General features: G+C 60.1%; 15 protein-coding genes. 10 read left to right on the plus strand and 5 right to left on the minus strand.

What is annotated here, in order from left to right:
- Nucleotides 1-33: 33 nt before the first annotated feature.
- Nucleotides 34-1101, plus strand: a complete 1068-nt coding sequence (locus BGO89_01385) for a hypothetical protein (GenBank protein ID OJX61260.1) — start codon at nt 34-36, stop codon at nt 1099-1101.
- Nucleotides 1102-1198: 97 nt separating this feature from the next.
- Nucleotides 1199-3649: a hypothetical protein gene (locus tag BGO89_01390; GenBank protein OJX61261.1), complete on the plus strand. Its 2451-nt coding sequence runs from the start codon at nt 1199-1201 to the stop codon at nt 3647-3649.
- Here the strand turns inward: BGO89_01390 and BGO89_01395 are convergent.
- On the minus strand, nt 3646-4254 hold the full coding sequence (locus BGO89_01395) for a hypothetical protein (protein ID OJX61262.1): 609 nt from the start codon (nt 4252-4254) through the stop codon (nt 3646-3648). The two genes, BGO89_01390 and BGO89_01395, sit on opposite strands and share 4 nt — an antisense overlap.
- Nucleotides 4255-4333: 79 nt before the next feature.
- Between BGO89_01395 and BGO89_01400 the strand changes: the two genes are divergently transcribed.
- Nucleotides 4334-5881 carry an L-glutamate gamma-semialdehyde dehydrogenase gene (locus BGO89_01400; GenBank protein ID OJX61263.1) on the plus strand — a complete coding sequence of 516 codons (1548 nt, stop codon included), beginning with the start codon at nt 4334-4336 and terminating at the stop codon, nt 5879-5881.
- 126 nt (nt 5882-6007) lie between these two features.
- Nucleotides 6008-6757, plus strand: a complete 750-nt coding sequence (locus BGO89_01405; protein OJX61264.1) for a hypothetical protein — start codon at nt 6008-6010, stop codon at nt 6755-6757.
- Between the two features lie 34 nt (nt 6758-6791).
- On the opposite strand, the gene BGO89_01410 is transcribed toward BGO89_01405, so the two are convergent.
- Nucleotides 6792-8924, minus strand: coding sequence for an elongation factor G (locus tag BGO89_01410; GenBank protein OJX61265.1), 2133 nt, complete (start codon nt 8922-8924; stop codon nt 6792-6794).
- A 223-nt stretch (nt 8925-9147) separates the two neighbouring features.
- Between BGO89_01410 and BGO89_01415 the strand changes: the two genes are divergently transcribed.
- From BGO89_01415 to BGO89_01440, 6 genes are all read left to right on the plus strand, one after another.
- Complete coding sequence (locus tag BGO89_01415; GenBank protein ID OJX61373.1) at nt 9148-9501, plus strand: 50S ribosomal protein L19; 354 nt, start codon at nt 9148-9150, stop codon at nt 9499-9501.
- A gap of 109 nt (nt 9502-9610) precedes the next feature.
- Nucleotides 9611-10162 carry a hypothetical protein gene (locus BGO89_01420; GenBank protein OJX61266.1) on the plus strand — a complete coding sequence of 184 codons (552 nt, stop codon included), beginning with the start codon at nt 9611-9613 and terminating at the stop codon, nt 10160-10162.
- Nucleotides 10163-10175: 13 nt separating this feature from the next.
- Nucleotides 10176-11078, plus strand: a complete 903-nt coding sequence (locus BGO89_01425; protein ID OJX61267.1) for a short-chain dehydrogenase — start codon at nt 10176-10178, stop codon at nt 11076-11078.
- 32 nt (nt 11079-11110) lie between these two features.
- Nucleotides 11111-12367 carry a hypothetical protein gene (locus BGO89_01430; protein ID OJX61268.1) on the plus strand — a complete coding sequence of 419 codons (1257 nt, stop codon included), beginning with the start codon at nt 11111-11113 and terminating at the stop codon, nt 12365-12367.
- Complete coding sequence (locus BGO89_01435) at nt 12364-13377, plus strand: tRNA (adenosine(37)-N6)-threonylcarbamoyltransferase complex transferase subunit TsaD (protein OJX61269.1); 1014 nt, start codon at nt 12364-12366, stop codon at nt 13375-13377. Before BGO89_01430 ends, BGO89_01435 begins: the two co-directional genes overlap by 4 nt.
- Nucleotides 13378-13382: 5 nt before the next feature.
- Nucleotides 13383-14708 (plus strand): hypothetical protein, encoded by a 1326-nt coding sequence (locus BGO89_01440; GenBank protein ID OJX61270.1) that lies wholly within the window; start codon nt 13383-13385, stop codon nt 14706-14708.
- A 20-nt stretch (nt 14709-14728) separates the two neighbouring features.
- On the opposite strand, the gene BGO89_01445 is transcribed toward BGO89_01440, so the two are convergent.
- From BGO89_01445 to BGO89_01455, 3 genes are all read right to left on the minus strand, one after another.
- Nucleotides 14729-15178, minus strand: a complete 450-nt coding sequence (locus BGO89_01445) for a hypothetical protein (protein ID OJX61271.1) — start codon at nt 15176-15178, stop codon at nt 14729-14731.
- Nucleotides 15179-15347: 169 nt separating this feature from the next.
- A complete protein-coding gene (locus BGO89_01450) occupies nt 15348-16763 on the minus strand; it encodes a serine hydroxymethyltransferase (GenBank protein OJX61272.1) in 1416 nt (471 codons plus the stop codon).
- 42 nt (nt 16764-16805) lie between these two features.
- Nucleotides 16806-17762, minus strand: coding sequence for a hypothetical protein (locus tag BGO89_01455; protein ID OJX61273.1), 957 nt, complete (start codon nt 17760-17762; stop codon nt 16806-16808).
- Between the last annotated feature and the right edge of the window lie 14 nt (nt 17763-17776).

Consider the following 17776-nt stretch of genomic DNA (forward strand, 5'->3'; position numbering starts at 1 on the left):
TAGAACCTTACACGGTACTCTCGAGGAGACTTTATGACGATGATGAAAAGGGGCGCGGCGGTCGTGTCTATGTTGTTCGTGACCGCGGCGTGCATGTACGGCCAGGCCGGCGGCTCGGCCGTTCCCTTTCTCCTGATCAGTCCTGATGCCAGAGCGAGCGGCATGGGGGATATCGGGACAGCCATCGCCGACAATGCCAATGCGGTCCACTGGAATCCCGGTGGTCTCGGCTTCCAATCATCACGTCAGATAGCCCTGAGCTTCTCGAAATGGCTGCCGCAGTTCAACGCCGACCTGTTCTACTCCTACGGTACGTACAGCCAGTACATCGACGCCATCGACGGTACCATCGCCGGATCGCTGATCTACATGAACCTCGGTGAGTTCACGCGTACGGCGGAAGACGGCAGCGCTCTCGGCAAGTTCCGCTCCAACGAATTCGCCATCGGCGTTTCCTACGGTACGCTGATCACGGACGACCTCGGCGCCGGTGTACAGATCAAGTATATCCAGTCCAACCTCGCGCCCGCGGGTATCGGCCAGGCCGGTGCCGGTGTGGGGGTCTCGGGTGCCTTCGACCTCGGCTTCCTCTGGAAACCCACGAAGCTGAACTTCCTGGGCATGAACCTCGACAACGTCCTTCGTCTCGGCGTGAACCTCCAGAACGTCGGTCCGAAGATGACCTACCTCAACGAGTCCGATCCGCTGCCGACGACCCTGCGCATGGGTGCGGCCTTCAAGCTCGTCGAGGACGAATTCAACGACCTCCTCATCTCGTTCGACATTTCGAAGCTGCTCGTACGCCGGGACTCCCTCGGTTCGGATCCCATTCCGACGTCCTTCGTGACGTCGTGGGGCAAGGGCGGTCTGGAATCCGGTATCGGTATGGAGTACCTCTACGACCAGATCGTGGCCCTGCGCGGCGGGTTCTTCACCGAACCCAAGGTGGCCGGTAACCGGCAGTATTTCACGCTCGGCGCCGGTGTGCGGTACGAACTCTTCCAGCTCGACTTCAGCTACATCCTGACCATCGAGGAGAACCATCCACTGGCGAATACGCTCCGGTTCTCGCTCCTTGTCGACTGGGGTCAAGAGCAGTAATACCAGAAAAACAGCCTGCAATTACGTATGGGTACCGTTCTTTTTGGATGGTACCCATATGTATTTTCCACCTGAGACTTCCATAAGGTGGATCACGATGGAATATGGCTTTTCGACGCAGCAGATGACACGACTGCTGGATATGGCGGCTGATATGTTTTGTCTGATCGATGCGCAGGGGATTGTCACCGCTACGAATCCGGCATCGTCTCGAATACTCGGTATCGCTCCCGAAACGCTGGTGGGACGTCACTACAGTGACTGGATCGTCGATGCCGACCTCGTCGGTACGACGACCGCACTGAATGCCATCGCCGAAGCGGGCCAGGTCATCAGCTTCGTGAATCACGGCAGACATGCCGACGGCAGCGTCGTGCGGCTGTCGTGGACCGCTTCCTGGCATACGGGAGAGAGAATCATCCATGCCGTCATTCGCGGGGTCGACAGGCCTCGCGACCTGAAGGCGGAACTGCGCGACCACATGGAGCAGCACATGAGGATGTATGCATCCAATCCGGATGTGGCCTTCACGCTGGATCTGGACGGTCACGTCCTCTCCGTCAATGCCGCCATCGAAACGCTGATCGGCAAGCCCCGCGTAACGTTGATCGGCAAGCATTTCCGTTCCTTCCTTCCGGAAGAGGATCTGGAGATGGCCGAGACGTTCTTCAGGGAAGCACTCAAGGGCAACGTCAGTTCCGGACGCTTCCGTCTCGTTCACGCCGACGGAAGTCTCATCCCCATCCACTCGACCACGATCCCCGTCATGCTCGGGGGCGAGGTATGCGGACTCTACGGCATCGACCGTGACATCACCGACGAGGTCAATCGTGAGGAGGAACGCCAGCGTCTGATCGCCCGTGCCGAACTCCAGGCGAAGCTGTTGCGCGGTATCGCCGAAGCGTCGCTTGCCGTGCACGGTCTTCTGTCGATCCGCGACATCCTCGATCATATCACCGAACAGTCGAGGAAGCTCGTTGGAGTCCATCAGGCCATCGCCTCCTATATCGACGATGACGAGGACATGACGGCATCGCACATCTCGGCCATCTCGGAGGGATATGTCGACGGCTCGAGCGATTCCACGTGGTCGGGCGACGAGAGAATCCAGGCCGTCGTACGCCGCGGCAATGTCGTCGTACGTTTCACGCAGGACGAGTACGCAGCCTATATGGCAGGCGACGATATGCAGACGACGTCGTCCCGCAATCCAGCACTGCGCAATCTGCTCGCCGTCCCGCTCGTCGGCGGTGACGGGCGCAACATCGGTGTCATCCAGGTGCTCGGTCGTAACGATGGCGAGTTCACCGACGACGACGAGTACATCCTTACCCAGCTCGCCAACATCGCCTCGGCGGCGATAGAGAATGCCGTCCTGTACGGATCTATGCAGCGTGAACTCATCGAACGCACGCGGGCCGAGACGGAGCTGCTCGTAGCCAAGGACCGTGCGGAGGAGATGGTGCGGCTCAAGGATGCCTTCCTGGCCAACATGAGCCACGAAATCCGGACGCCGCTGACGGCGGTACTCGGATTCTCCGACATCCTCTGGGAGGAAGTGGTCGGAGAGCACCGTGAAATCGTCCATCTCATCAGGCGTAGTGGACGCCGCCTCATGGAGACGCTGACGTCGGTATTGGATCTGGCCCGTCTCGAGGCGGGTGGCGTCCAGCCGACCAATACGCACTGCGATATCGGCGCGCTGATCAAGGAAACGTGCTCGATGTTCGAGATGCAGGCCGCGAAGAAGGGGCTCATCCTGAGCATCGCCGTTCCGCAGGAGCGGTGCATGTCGTATACCGATCGTGCATTGCTGGCACGTATCGTGACGAACCTCGTCGGCAATGCCGTCAAGTTCACCAATCAGGGAGAGATCGCCGTCCATCTGCATGCGACACCTTCGCAGGCGACTCTCACCGTCAGGGATACCGGCATAGGCATGGCGCCGGAATTCCTGCCGCGGATGTTCCAGGAATTCCATCAGGAGTCCACGGGCCTGTCACGCAGCTATGAGGGAACGGGTCTGGGGCTCGCCATCACGAAGCGCATGGTGGAGGTGCTGGGAGGATCCATCGCCGTGTCCAGCGAGAAAGGGAAGGGCACGGAATTCGTCGTCATGGTTCCGCGCATCGCCGGCAGGACGTGGATTCCGGAGAAGTCGGACGTGATACCGCAAGGTGGTCAGGCACCGGTCCTCGTCGTCGACGACAACAAGGAAACGCTGCTCATGCTGCAGATGCTCCTGCGCGACCAGTTCGACGTCCGTGTCGTCTCTTCGGCCATCGATGCGGCGACGGCAGCAAGTACGATACCCTTCGAGGCGATCCTCATCGACATCAACCTCGGTGAACGTCGTAACGGTATCGATCTGCTCAGGGAATTGCGCATGATGCGCCACCTCGACTCGGTGCCGCTCATCGCCATGACGGCCTACGCTCTGCCAGGAGACAGGGAGCGGTTCCTCGACGCCGGATTCAGCGAATACATCAGCAAGCCCTTCACGAAGGAAGTCCTCATCACCACCATCAATCGACAGATCGACGGTTAGACGGTCCGGCGCCTCTTCCACCACTTCCATACGAGCCAGCCTACGACGGCGGCCACGAGCAGGATGGTGATGACCGTGCCGTAGGTACTCAGATACTGGTCGACGTCACGCCAGCGGCTGCCGAACTGCATGCCGAGGAGAATCATGAGGGCATTCCATACGGCGGCGCTGATGGTGCAGTAGATCACGGTGCGGGGGAACGGCATGGCCGTGATCCCCGCAGCGAAGGAGATCACGGCACGGGTACCGGAGAGGAAGCGGTTCACGACGATGATCAGGCCGTGGTACTTGTCGAACCAGTGCTGGACCCTGCCGATCGTATCCATATTGAGGAATGGCACCCACCGCTTCTCGGCGATCTGCGTCCCGTACTTCCTTCCGAGCCAGTAGGCCGTGCTGAAGCCAGTGACGCTGCCCAGCGTGGCCATGACGAGCATGGGCATGAAGCCTACCGTACCGATTCCGACGATCGTACCGCAGAAGACCAGGAGCACGTCGCTCGGCGAAGGAGGGAAGAGATTCTCGATGTAGGCGATGAGGAAGGTCACGCCCAGCACGCCCCAGGGAGGAAGGGACTGAAGAAAGGTGACGATGGATTCCAGCATGGTGCCTTCCTTGGTGGGGGATCGGGATACGTTGACGAATAAGCTGTAATTTGCATGTCTTGTCCCACTTGGAGCAACCATGAAAGAGTTCAAGAACGAGGTGTATCTCGATTTCACGAAGCCGGCCATCGCCCGCAAGCAGCGTGCGGCCATCGATGCCGTGGTGAAGACCTACGGCAAGGAATATCCGAACATCATCAACGGCAGGCGCGTCAAGACGTCGGACAAGACCATCAGCGTCAACCCGGCGAACACGGACGTCACCGTCGGCATCTTCCAGAAGTCGGGGAAGGATGACGCCGAGAAGGCCATGCAGTCCGCCCTCAAGGCCTTCGAGACATGGAAGAACGTTCCCGTCAAGGAACGTGCGAACATCCTCTTCCGTGCAGCCTCCATCATGCGCAAGCGCCGTCTCGAGATCAACGCATGGATGATCTCCGAAGTAGGGAAGAACTACCTCGAAGCGGATGCCGATACGTGCGAAGCGATCGACTTCCTCGAATTCTACGGACGTGAAGCACTGCGCTACGGCGGCAAGCAGCCCATCACGCCGGTAGCCGGTGAACGCAACGAACTCGTCTACATTCCCCTCGGCGTCGGTGTCATCATCCCGCCGTGGAACTTTCCGTTCGCCATTCTCGCCGGTATGTCGTCTGCCGCCATCGTGTCCGGCAATACCATCGTCCTGAAGCCATCGAGCGATTCGCCGATGATGGGGTGGCTCTATACGGAGATCATGAAGGAAGCCGGTCTGCCCGATGGCGTGCTGAACTTCCTCGTGGCGAGCGGTGCCGAAGCGGGCGACTACCTCGTAGGCCATCCGAAGACGCGTTTCATCTCCTTCACGGGATCGATGGAAGTAGGACTGCACGTCAACGAACTGGCTGCACGTCATCAGCCCGGACAGATCTGGATCAAACGTGTCGTCGCCGAAATGGGTGGCAAGGATGCCATCATCGTCGACAAGGAAACGAACGTCGACGAAGCCGTCGCAGGCGTCGTCGCAGCCGCCTTCGGCTTCCAGGGGCAGAAGTGCTCGGCATGCTCGCGCGCCATCGTCGACCAGGCCATCTACGACGAATTCGTGGCCAAGCTCAAGGTCGCCGTCGACCAGCTCGAGATCGGCGATCCCGCGGACGATGCGAAGGTCGGTCCTGTCGTGTCGGCACGTGCCGAGAAGACCATCCTGAAGTACATCGAGATCGGCAAGAAGGAAGGCAAGCTCATCAACGGCGGCAGCAAGGTGAAGGGGATGAACGGCTACTATATCCAGCCGACCGTCTTCGTCAACGTCAAGCCCACGGCACGCATCATGCTGGAAGAGATCTTCGGTCCGGTACTCGCCGTCTGTAAGTCCAAGGACTTCGATCACGCCCTGCAGATCGCGAACAATACGGTCTATGGTCTGACCGGTGCCGTCTACACGCGTAACGAGAAGAAGCTCGCCCGCGCTCACGACGAATTCCATTGCGGTAACCTCTACCTGAACCGGAAGTGCACAGGGGCCCTCGTCGGCGGCCATCCGTTCGGTGGCTTCAACATGAGCGGTACGGATTCCAAGGCCGGTGGCCGTGATTATCTCCTGCTCTTCATGCAGGCCAAGATGGTGACGCGCAAGGTGAAGTGAACTATGTGAGTGAAGAGATCGTCAGGACCACATGATGCGGCGTCCGTACGCCTGCGTCATGTGGTCTTTTCCGTGATACCGGACCTCGGCGTCCGGTCATTGTCCAACCTTCGTCCCTGACCCCCCATGAAGATCGCCTCCGTCATCCTTTCGTTCGCTCTCGGCCTGGCCATGACCTCCGCACTACAGGCACAGACGCTTTCCGATCTCGCAGGAACGTGGCTCAATACGCAGTATATCGATGGTCTGAAGCAGCGGTTCACGATCATGACGGGAACGGTGGGGAAGGCTGCACCGCTTGCAGTGCAGATCCCCGCAGGCAAGGGAGAGAGGATCGCCACGACGGTGTTCGATGGACCGACGAAGGGACTGGGCTGTACGCTGGAACGGGAGAAGACGGCGAAGGAATACGTCGTCAGGCTCGGATGCGGAACGGGTGATTCGACGCGTCAATGGATCGTGGGCATCGACGAACGGCGGCAGGAATACATCGCACTCTATGCCGCCACGGACCTGGATGCTCCACCTGCCGTCTACGGCCGTATGCCGTCCAAGAACCAGTCGCTCGGCTTCATCCTTGAGCGTGCCGTGAATGCGTCGTTGCTCACGGGTACCTATCAGGACGAACGCGGGCGCACGTTCACGTTCCGGAACGATCAGTCGGCCGTATGGCCCGATGCCACGATACGCTATCACGTGGCCTACGATGCCGACGGTACCGATACGGACTATTTCACGATCGACGGAGCGAAGTCCGGATCGACGCGAGGCTATGCCTTCGAGCGTACGGCAACGACGCTGAAGATCTTCACCCTCCGCACCGTGAAGGGACGACACACGCGTGGCGCGCTCATCCATACGCTGACGAAGCGCTGAGGCCGGCCAGCTCTAACCATGGAGCCCCCTGACATCACTCCTCTTCCTGGGCATGCTGCAGGTAGTCCTGGTGCAGTTTCTGCTGTATCTGTGCGGGAACCTGTGCATACTCCGCGAATGCCGCACTGTAGGCAGCACGGCCTGCCGTCATGCTGCGCAGCGTCGTCGCGTACCGGTCGAGTTCCGCCAGTGGCATGCGTGCGCGGATGATCTGATAGTGTCCGTCGGTTTCGATACCGGTGATGATGGCCCTGCGTATGGGAAGATCGCTCATCACGTCTCCCGTATGTTCTTCGGGCATCGTGACCTCCACGTCGTAGACCGGTTCCAGGAGTTGCGGGTCGGCCTTGATGAAGGCATCGCGGAAGGCCATGCGCCCGGCAGTCCTGAACGCCGCCTCGTTGGAATCAACGGGATGCATCTTGCCGTCGTAGACGCTCACGCGCACATCGCGCACGTGCGAACCCGTGACGGGACCTTCCGACATCTTCTCCATCACGCCCTTCATGATGGCGGGCAGGAAGCGCTGGTCGATCACACCGCCGACGATGCAGTTCAGGAAGACGAGCTTGCCGCCCCACGGCAGTTCGTTCACCTCGGTTCCACGTACGGTAAGTCCTTGCGGGTCGGGCATCGATTCGTAATACGGTTCGACACGCATATGTACTTCCGCGAACTGTCCCGCACCACCCGATTGCTTCTTGTGCCGGTACACGCTCTCCACCGCCCGGTGTATCGTCTCGCGATACGGTACGCGCGGCTGTTCGAAGCCGACGTCGATCTTGAAGCGGTGCTGCAGGCGCCAGCGTGCGGTGCTGAGATGCATTTCACCCTGACCGTGGAGCAGGAGTTGTTTCAGTTCCGTGGAATGCTCGACGATGAGCGTGGGATCCTCTTCATGGAGATGATGCAGGGCAAGCGCCATCTTGTCTTCCTCGCCCTTGCGGGCGGATACGACGGCGGTGCGGACCTTCGGCGACGGGAATTCGATTCCGGGCAGGACCAGGTTGAAGCCCTTCTCGTGCAGCGTGTTGTTCACGTGCGTGTTCTTGAGCTTCACCACCGCGCCGATGTCTCCCGCCTGCAGTTCCGTCACGTCGTGACGCTTCCTGCCGTTGACCACGTAGACCTGGCCGAGGCGTTCGGTGACGCCCGTCTGCTCGTTCACGAGGTCCATCCCCGGACGTATCGTTCCACTGTAGACGCGGAAGAACGACATGTCGCCGATGTTCTGCTCGCTCATCGCCTTGTAGACGAAGATGCACGTCCTGCCCTTCGGATCGGCCGCGAGTTCCTCGCCGCCCGACGTCTGGATCGGCGGCATCTCCACCGGTGCAGGCACGACGACGTCGATGAAGCTCATCAGACGTCCTGCGCCCATGTTGTGCTTCGCCGACGTACAGAAGAGGGGGAAGATCTGTCGTTTGATGATCGTGGTCGTGAGGCCGTGCCGCATTTCCTCTTCGTCGAGCTCGCCCTTGGCGAGATAATGTTCCATCAACGTTTCGTCGTTCTCGGCGACGATTTCGATCAACTCGTTGTGGAGCCGTGCGGCGCGTTCGCGCTCGGAATCGGGAATCGGACGTTTCTCGGGTTTGCCGCCGTCGGGAGGGAAGACGTAGGCCGTCATCTTCAGCACGTCGATGATCGTCGAGCATCCGACACCTTCGTTCAGGGGATACTGCACGACGGTCACTTCACGTCCGAACCGCTCCTTGGCCTGTTCCACCGTGCGGTCGAAGTCACTCTGATCGTGATCGATCTTGTTGACGACGAAGATGACCGGTGTGCCGAACTGTCGTGTGTACTTCCAGATCGTTTCCGTTCCGACTTCCACACCATGATGCGCACTGAGGACCATGATGCCGGTGTCGACGACGCGCAGGGCGGAGATCACCTCGCCGACGTAGTCGACGTAGCCCGGTGTATCGATGATGTTGATCTTGTAGTCGCGCCATTCTGCGAACAGGGGAGTACCGAATACCGACGAGCCCCGTTCGTGTTCGATGTCGTGAACGTCGGAAGCCGTATTGTGTTCCTCGACCGATCCCCTTCGTGTGATCTCGCCCGATTCGTACAGCATGCTTTCGGCGAGCGTCGTCTTTCCTGATCCGGCATGCCCCAGGAGGGCGACATTGCGGATATGGTGGGCATCGTAGATCTTCATCGCTTCTATCTCCCTGATGGTATAAAAGCAGCTCCCCGACCGGAAAGAACATACACAATTTTCCACATGAACCCCGCACGACCGTCCGGGCACCGGTTTCCGTAACCCGTCGTTTTGCAGATACTTGCAGATATGCCAGACCCTCCGTATCTTTGCCGTCCTGTCTACAGAACAAAACCGCAACTGGAGTAGTGTCATGAAAGCGCTCAAGCAGATCGACGTGATGGCGCAAGCCGAAGCCTTCGAAATGCGCAAGGCCAGGGCCGGCGAAGCATCGCCTGAGATGCCGTCCTTCCGTCCTGGTGATACCGTCAAGATCGCCGTGCGCGTGATCGAAGGCGAAAAGGAACGTATCCAGAACTTCCAGGGTGTCGTCATCGCCCGCCGTGGTTCCGGAATGAATGAAACGTTCCGCGTCCGCAAGATTTCCAATGGTGTGGGCGTCGAGCGGATCTTCCCGATCCATTCGCCGATCATCCAATCCCTGCAGGTCCTGAAGGAAGGTCACGTACGTCGCGCGAAGCTGTACTACCTCCGTGGAATGTCGGAAAAGAAGATCCGTCAAAAGCTGTCCTGATTGTGGACGTTCGTCCGCAGTCTTTCGACCCCGATCCTTCGGGGTCTTTTTTTACCCGTCGTCATTTCTAAATGATTGTTTAGTATTCATGGCAGGTAGACCACGCACTGTGCAGGACAGGGACGTCGTCGCAGCCGTCGTCCGGTGCATCGGCCGATACGGACCCGATGCGATGACGCTCGCCCATATCGCGGCCGAAGCGGGTATCACGGCGGGCGCCCTGGTGCAGCGCTACGGTACGAAGCGGAATCTGCTCCTGCTGACGAGCAGGACGTCCCGCGAAGCGCTGGAGGCAGCCGTGGTGTCGTTGGACTTCGATGCCGGAGATGCGGATGCCGTGACCGACCGTGCGCTCGATCTCGTCATCGGTGACTTCGCCGATCCGAACGTCGTAGCGAACAATCTGGCCTTTCTCATGCTGGACATGACGGACGAGGAATTCCGTGCCGAAGCCATAGCATACTTCGTCATCCTGCGCGATGCATTCCGTCGTGTCGCACTCCATAGAGGCCTGGAATCACGACATGCCTCAGCCATCGCCGGCATCATCGTCGAAGCGGTGCAGGGCACGGCCATCGTATGGGCCGTGGACAGACGTGGTACGTTGCGCGAGCGTCTGCATGCGACGCTGGCATCCATCATCGACCGCAAACCGTATTGAAGGGCTACACCACATGGAGTCAACCGAAGCATCACGACGGCCGCTCGAAGGCCGTATCGCCCTCGTCGCAGGTGCGACGCGCGGGGCGGGCAGGGCCATCGCCGTGGAACTCGGCAGGGCAGGTGCGCATGTCGTCGTGACGGGCAGAAGTACACATGAAGCTGCGTCGGAGATGGGGCGTCCCGAGACCATCGAGGGAACGGCCGGCATGGTCCGGGCGGTGGGTGGAACGGCCACAGCCCTGAAAGTGGATCATACTCGGCAGGATGAAGTGCGTGACCTCATCGAACGTATCGATCACGATCATGGCAGACTCGACATCCTCGTGAACGACGTCTGGGGCGGCGATCATCTGATGCAGATGGGACCGTTCTGGGAACAGGATCTGTCGCGCGGTCTGCGCATGTTCGAACTCGGTGCGGTGACGCATCTCATCACGAGTCGTCATGCCGTACCGTTGATGGTCAGGAATCCCGGCAAGGGCGGGATCGTCTTCGAGATCACGGATGGTATCGCCGACCGATATCGCGACACATTCTATTACGATCTCACCAAGAATGCCGTGGTACGTGCAGCGAAGGGGCAGGCACACGATCTCTTCCCGCACGGCATCGCCGTGCTCGCAGTCGGACCGGGCTTCCTGCGCAGCGAAGCGATGCTCGATCATTTCGGCGTCACGGAAGAGACGTGGCGTGACGCCATCGCGCAGGACCGGCATTTCGCCATTTCGGAAACGCCTTATTTCGTCGCTCGATGTATCGCGGCCCTGGCTGCCGATCCGGACATCATGGCCAGGACGGGAACTGCGGTGGCATCGTGGAATCTCGCGCGTGAATACGGGATCGACGACGTGGACGGTCGCAGGCCGGATTGGGGTACGTATGCACGGGATGTTCTCGGCATGGACATGGGATAGGGGATAGGCGTGCCATACCGTAATTTCGCAGCATGAATGCTGCCATATGCGCCATCGGAGACGAACTGCTGATAGGGCAGGTCATCAACTCCAATGCGGCCTGGATCGCCGCCGAATGTACGTCGATCGGAATGACGATCGTTTCCCAGAGCGTCGTGGGGGACGAGCCATTCGCGCTGACGTCGGAACTGGATCGCCTGAGAGAAATGGCCGACATCATCCTGCTGACGGGTGGCCTCGGACCGACGCACGACGACATCACGAAGGACGTTCTCGTCGATTATTTCTCCGACGTACTGATCGAACACGAGCCGACGCTCGAACAGCTCCGTCTCATGATGCAACGTCGGGGACGCGAACTCACACCGCGTAATGCCGCACAGGCTCTCGTCCCCGCGACGTGCACGGTGCTGACCAATCCCGTCGGCACGGCTCCTGGCATGCTCTTCGATCGGGACGGCGTCGTCGTCGTCTCGATGCCTGGTGTTCCCGACGAGATGAAGTCGATGATGAAGCATCATGTCCTGCCCTTCCTCGCTGCACGGCAGAATGCGTCGGGCGATGCCATGACATCGTACAGGACGTTGCTCACGACGGGAATTCCCGAAGCGTACCTAGCCGATCGGCTCGGCGAACCGTCCTCGTTCCTGAACGGTGCGTCGCTGGCCTTCCTTCCGAACTACCACGGCGTGCGTCTGCGCATCGGTGTACGGAGCACGTCGGCCGATGAACGCAGGGATGAGCTCGAGCGTATCGCCGCCTACATCTACGACCATGCCGGTGCGAACATCTACGGCGAAGGGGATACGACACTCGCGAAGACCGTGGGGCTGCTCCTGCAGAAACGCCGCGAGAACGTGAGTGTCGCCGAATCGTGCACGGGTGGTCTGCTCGGTGCTGCCTTCACCGATATTCCGGGCAGCAGCGCATGGTTCGAGGGAGGTGTCATCTCCTATGCCAACGACGTCAAGGTCCGCGAACTCGGCGTGAAGCAGGACGATCTCGATACGGTCGGTGCGGTAAGTGAAGAGGTGGCGAGGCAGATGTGCGAAGGCATACGTTCGTCCTTCGGAACGACGTACGGTATCGGCATCACCGGCGTGGCAGGTCCTGACGGTGGCAGTGCGGACAAACCCGTCGGTACCGTATGGATCGGCGTGGCAGGTCCTACGGAAACGATCGTACGCCGGTTCGGATTCGGAGAGGATCGCCGCATGAACCGTGAACGCAGTGTCGCAGCCGCTCTCGCCATGTTATTCGGAATGCTCGGGGAGAATCGACCACAATGACAGAACCGTTGATCCTCGCCATCGAAACGTCGTGTGACGATACCGCGGCAGCCATCGTACAGGGCACGACGGTTCGCAGCAACATCGTCTCGTCGCAGGATATCCATAACCTGCATGGCGGTATCGTACCCGAACTGGCTTCGCGCGAACACGTGAAGGCCATCGCACCCATCGTGCAATTGGCTCTTGCGGAAGCCGCCGTGAGCATCGACGACGTCGATGCCATCGCCGTCACCTACGGTCCGGGGCTTCCTGGATCGCTCGTCGTCGGTACGCACTACGCCAAGGGATTGTCGTTGCGCCTCGGAAAGCCGCTCTATCCCGTCCACCATATCGAAGCCCACATGTATTCGGGTCATCTCGAAGATCCGACCCTGGGCTTTCCCGCTCTCTGCCTCGTCGTGAGCGGTGGCCATACGAGCATCTTCCTGCTCGCGTCGCTGACCGACTACAGGGTTCTCGGATCCACGCGGGACGATGCTGCAGGCGAGGCCTTCGACAAGATCGCGAAGATGCTGGGGCTGGGCTATCCGGGAGGACCCTATATCGATCGCCTAGCGAAGGACGGAGATGCCACGGCCATCGCATTTCCGCGTGGCCTCTATCATGAAGCATCGTACGACTTCTCCTTCAGCGGCCTGAAAACGGCCGTGCGGTACTATCTGCAGCGTACGCCGGAGGGGGAACGCCGATCCCATGCCGACATCGCCGCATCGGCGCAACAGGCCATCGTCGATATCCTCGTGCACAAAACAATGCGTGCCGCCGTGGATCATGGCGTCCGTGCCGTCGTCATCGCCGGAGGCGTGAGTGCGAACAGCCTGCTGCGCACCGTCATGCACGATCGTTGCTCGGCGGCGGGCATGCACTTCGTGGCTCCACGTCCGATGTACAGCGTCGACAATGCCGCGATGATCGGCTTCCTCGCAGCCCAACGTCTTGCACTGGGGAGTGCAGGCGAGCAGACGCTGGACTTCGGTATCGAAGCGCATGCGCTTCGGGCCAGGTAGAAGGAATGGCCATGTCCATGCGATCGATGTGGGAACGTACCGTGGCCATCGTTACGTCCATGCTGTTCGCCGTGACCTCGATGGCATGCTTCGCACAGACGACCATCGACGACCATCGTAAGGAAGACCATCCGCATCCATCCGGACGTCTGCAGATATCATTGACGACCAACGGACTCGATACCGCCGGACATGAGCACGATATCCTCCGGTTCGAGATCGAGGAATTCCTGTCAGAACAGGTCAACGCGCTCCTGCCCATGATCTTCTTCGATCGCGGCAAGGACGTCCTGCCCGACCGCTACGTACGAAGGACGGCGGCCGAGCGTACAACCTTCGACGAGAATGAGCTCTTCGGCAGCAGGCCACTCGACGTCTATCATGAACTGCTCAACATCGTCGGCGCACGTATGCGCAGGAAGCCGGCTTCGAAGATCACGCTCACCGGCTGCCTCATGCCGGACAGTATCGAGACGGGTGCCGGTGGGCTTGCACTGCGGCGCGCAACGCGTGTGAGGGACTATCTGACGCAGGTGTGGGGCATCGACCGGCGCAGGATCGCCATCAGATCCAGAGGCCTTCCCGAACGGCCTTCCAATCCATCGTCCGCGGATGGCCAGGAAGAGAACAGACGCGTGGAGATATCGTCGAGTGGTTCCTGTCTGCTCGACCTCGTCAACGTGCGCGACACGATACGCGTATCCGATCCGCCCAGGCTGCGCATACGGCCGTCCATCGTCCACGACACGGCGATCGCATCATGGCGGTTGTTCATCACGCAAGGCGGCATCGTACTCGACGTGCGGCGTGGCACGGGAGATGTGCCGGAGAGTTTCGACTGGGATCCGGCGGCTTTGCCGATGATCTATCCCAGGACCGACCAACCTCTCGAAATGATCATGGAAGTCGAGGACGTCGAACGGCGGCGCGCCACGACACAGATGCTGCTGCCCGTGGATCTCGTGTCGGTTCGCCAGAAACGCGAGCGCACGGAAGGTGACATGAAGATCGACGAATACGGACTGATCCTCTTCGGCTTCGGACGTTCGGATGCAGGTGGAGCGAACAAGGCCATCATCGATCTCATCACGTCCCGTCTGGCTCCGACGTCGAACGTCACGGTCACGGGGCATACCGACCGGACCGGCAGTGACGAGGTAAACCTTCGCATCTCGTCGCAGCGCGCCGAGACGATCGGTAGAGCGATCGGACCGAGGGTGATAGACACCCGCGGGTATGGAACGCGGAATGCCCTCTATACCAACGACCTTCCCGAAGGGCGCTTCCATAACCGTACCGTCAGGGTGCATGTGGAAACGCCGATCAGATAGGCAGGCGATACGGCCGCAGGTCAGAAGTGCGGTTGAAGTCTGATGGTGTGATAGAAGATCTCGTCGTCGGCGATCGTATTGGACCAGTCGATGTTGATTTCGCGGGGATATCCATACGTCGCATCGTAGGTCACGTTCAGCATATGGGCCTCGTCCTGCGCCTTTTCCACGATATCGAAGAGGTCCTGGACGGTCGCCGGCGTACGGCGCTTGATCTCGACCGCTTCGCCCGTCGTGAGATTGATGATGGAGACGGCACTGTCCCGTTCGATCCTGCAGCGCACGGTATCTTCCGCACCGATGCAGTAGCAGACGACCCGTCGATCCAGTTCGTAATCCGTGATGCCGGACGAAGCCCATCGTTCCTTCGCTTCCGTGAGCGTGGTCGGTGCCGTTCCGGTGGGCTGTTCCTTGCAACCGACGGCATGGAGGGCGATGAGGATCAGTGGCAGAAGTGTGCGGCGCATCATGAACGTATCTCCGATGGTGTGGATCCGGATTGCGGATAGTAACGATTGCGACGAAAGGACAAGGTCACGCCCGGACTGGTTACATCCCTATCGTCGGCGACAACGAAAAAAGCCGTTCCGGCGTACCGGAACGGCTTCGTGTGATCGTGCTCAACGGCGGGGTGGAAGATCAGTCCTTCCTGAAGATACCCTTGACTTCGTCGACGACGCTCTCGACGGTCTTCGAGACGCTTTCCAGTGCATCGTCCACGCTTTCGCCGACGCGCCTGCCGATTTCGTCGGCGCTCGCATTCAGCGACGGATAGAGTTCGAACTTGCGGCAGAAGTGCTTGACGTCTTCCTTCACGGCCTTGTAGACGTCCTCGTTGCCGTGGTTCGTCACCACACGGTCGATGAGGCGCGCGATGTGGCGCATGTCGTCTTCCATCATGCCGCGGGATGTCATGGCGGCTGCGCCGAGGCGGATACCGCTGGTCACCAGGGGCGACTGCGTATCGTACGGCACGGCATTCTTGTTGCAGGTGATGCCCGAAGCGTCGAGCGCGATTTCGGCCTGCTTGCCCGTGACGTTCCTGTTGCGGAGATCGATGAGCATCAGGTGGTTGTCCGTACCGCCGGAGATCACCTGATAGTCCATCTTCAGCATCTCGTCGCACAGGGCCTTGGCATTGGAGATGACCTGCTTCGTGTATGCGTCGAACGCATCGGTGAGGCATTCGCCAAAGGCTACGGCCTTGCCGGCGATGACGTGCATGAGAGGACCGCCCTGGATACCGGGCATTACCATCGAATCGATGAGCTCGCCCATGAGCTTCGTGCGTCCGCTTTTCGGAGCGACCTTGCCGAACGGATTCTCGTAGTTCTTGCCCATGATGATCAGACCGCCGCGAGGACCGCGCAGGGTCTTGTGCGTCGTGCTCGTCACGACGTCGCAGTAGGGGACGGGGCTTTGCAGACGTCCTTTGGCGATCAGACCGGCAGGGTGTGCGATGTCGGCGAGGAGGAAGGCCCCCACCTTGTCGGCGATCTCGCGGAAGGCCTTGAAGTCGATCTCGCGCGAGTAGGCCGATGCACCGACGGTGATCATTTTCGGCTTGTGCTGCCTGGCCAGATCTTCGACGACGTTGTAGTCGATGCGGCCGGTTTCCTTGTCCAGGCCATAGCCTACGAAGTTGTAGAACATGCCGGAGAAGTTCACGGGCGAGCCGTGCGTGAGGTGGCCTCCGTGGCTGAGATCCATACCCAGCACTGTATCTCCATGCTGGAGATAGGTGAAGTAGACCGCCATATTGGCGCCCGAGCCGGAATGGGGCTGCACGTTGGCGTATTCGGCGCCGAAGAGTTTCTTCAGGCGATCGATGGCCAGGTTCTCGGTAACGTCCACCCACTCGCAACCGCCATAATATCTCCTGCCGGGATATCCTTCGGCGTACTTGTTGGTGAGAACGCTGCCTTGGGCTTCCATCACCGCAAGGGACGTGAAGTTCTCGCTGGCGATGAGTTCGATCTTGTCGCGCTGACGCTCGTACTCGCCTTGCAGCGAATGAAATACTTCAGGATCGGAAGAACGGACGTTTGGATACATGCCGGTGTCGCTCGTGATACAATTCGGGTGCTGAAAAACGGATTACTTCGCGATGATCATGGGAAGCGAGATCGCTTCCTGTCCACTCCGCAGGCGGAGCGTGTAGTGTCCGGACGCCATGCCGGCCGTCGAGAAATGAATGGCCGGAACGAAGGCTACGACGTCGGGCGTGATGACGCGGACGTTGCCGAGTTCGTCGATCATGTCCATCGCCACGTGGCGTCCCTGCCATGCCTGCGGCAGGAAGACGGCCGCATGATCGACGGCGGGATTCGGTGCCACGCGTGCATCCGCGCGCTCGGCATCGCCGGCGACCGACGACGGGACCTCACCGACGCACCGGACTTCACCGTTGGTGGCATGGACCAGGCACGTCATGGCCGGTGTGCCGCCGCTTCTGTTGAAGACCAGCGTCCAGAACGGAGTCCCTGCCGGATATCCCGGAATGTCCAGGATCGAAGCGGCGAGGGCGACGATGTCGGGCGTGCTGTCCGGATACGATGCATGGTAGGTCGAATACATGACATCGGTCTGGAGTCGGGCGACGAGTTCCGTGCCCTGGAGGTAGTCATCCGGAACGGGCATCGTCCCTACCTGCTGCAGCGGCAGGTTGAGACCTGCGGGCAGGGGAATGGACATGCAGGACAGGACGCGTACGGTGGGCATGATGAACGTGGAATCGATCTGCTGCGAATACAGAACGTAGGCCCAGAGAGGGGATTTACCGGTTGCGAGATCGAACTTGACGTCGAGATCGATGGGGCCGACCTTCGTCTGGACCTTGGCCATCATGATGGCGATCGTACGTGCGTCCCCGGCCGTCTGCTTCACGTTCTGTTCGATGCTGGACTGGCAATCCTTCGGCAGGAAGGAAACGCCGCCGAGCTGTGCGGTGGACAGCGTGGATGCTGCCACCAAAAGAGCGCAGCAGAGAATGGTACGCAGGAACATGATTCTCTCGGAGTGGAGGGACAGGCACAGCGAACATACCGAAATCATGGCGTATTTTCGTC

This window comes from Candidatus Kapaibacterium thiocyanatum (assembly GCA_001899175.1).
In the GTDB taxonomy this organism is placed as follows: Bacteria; Bacteroidota; Ignavibacteria; order Kapaibacteriales; family Kapaibacteriaceae; genus Kapaibacterium; species Kapaibacterium thiocyanatum.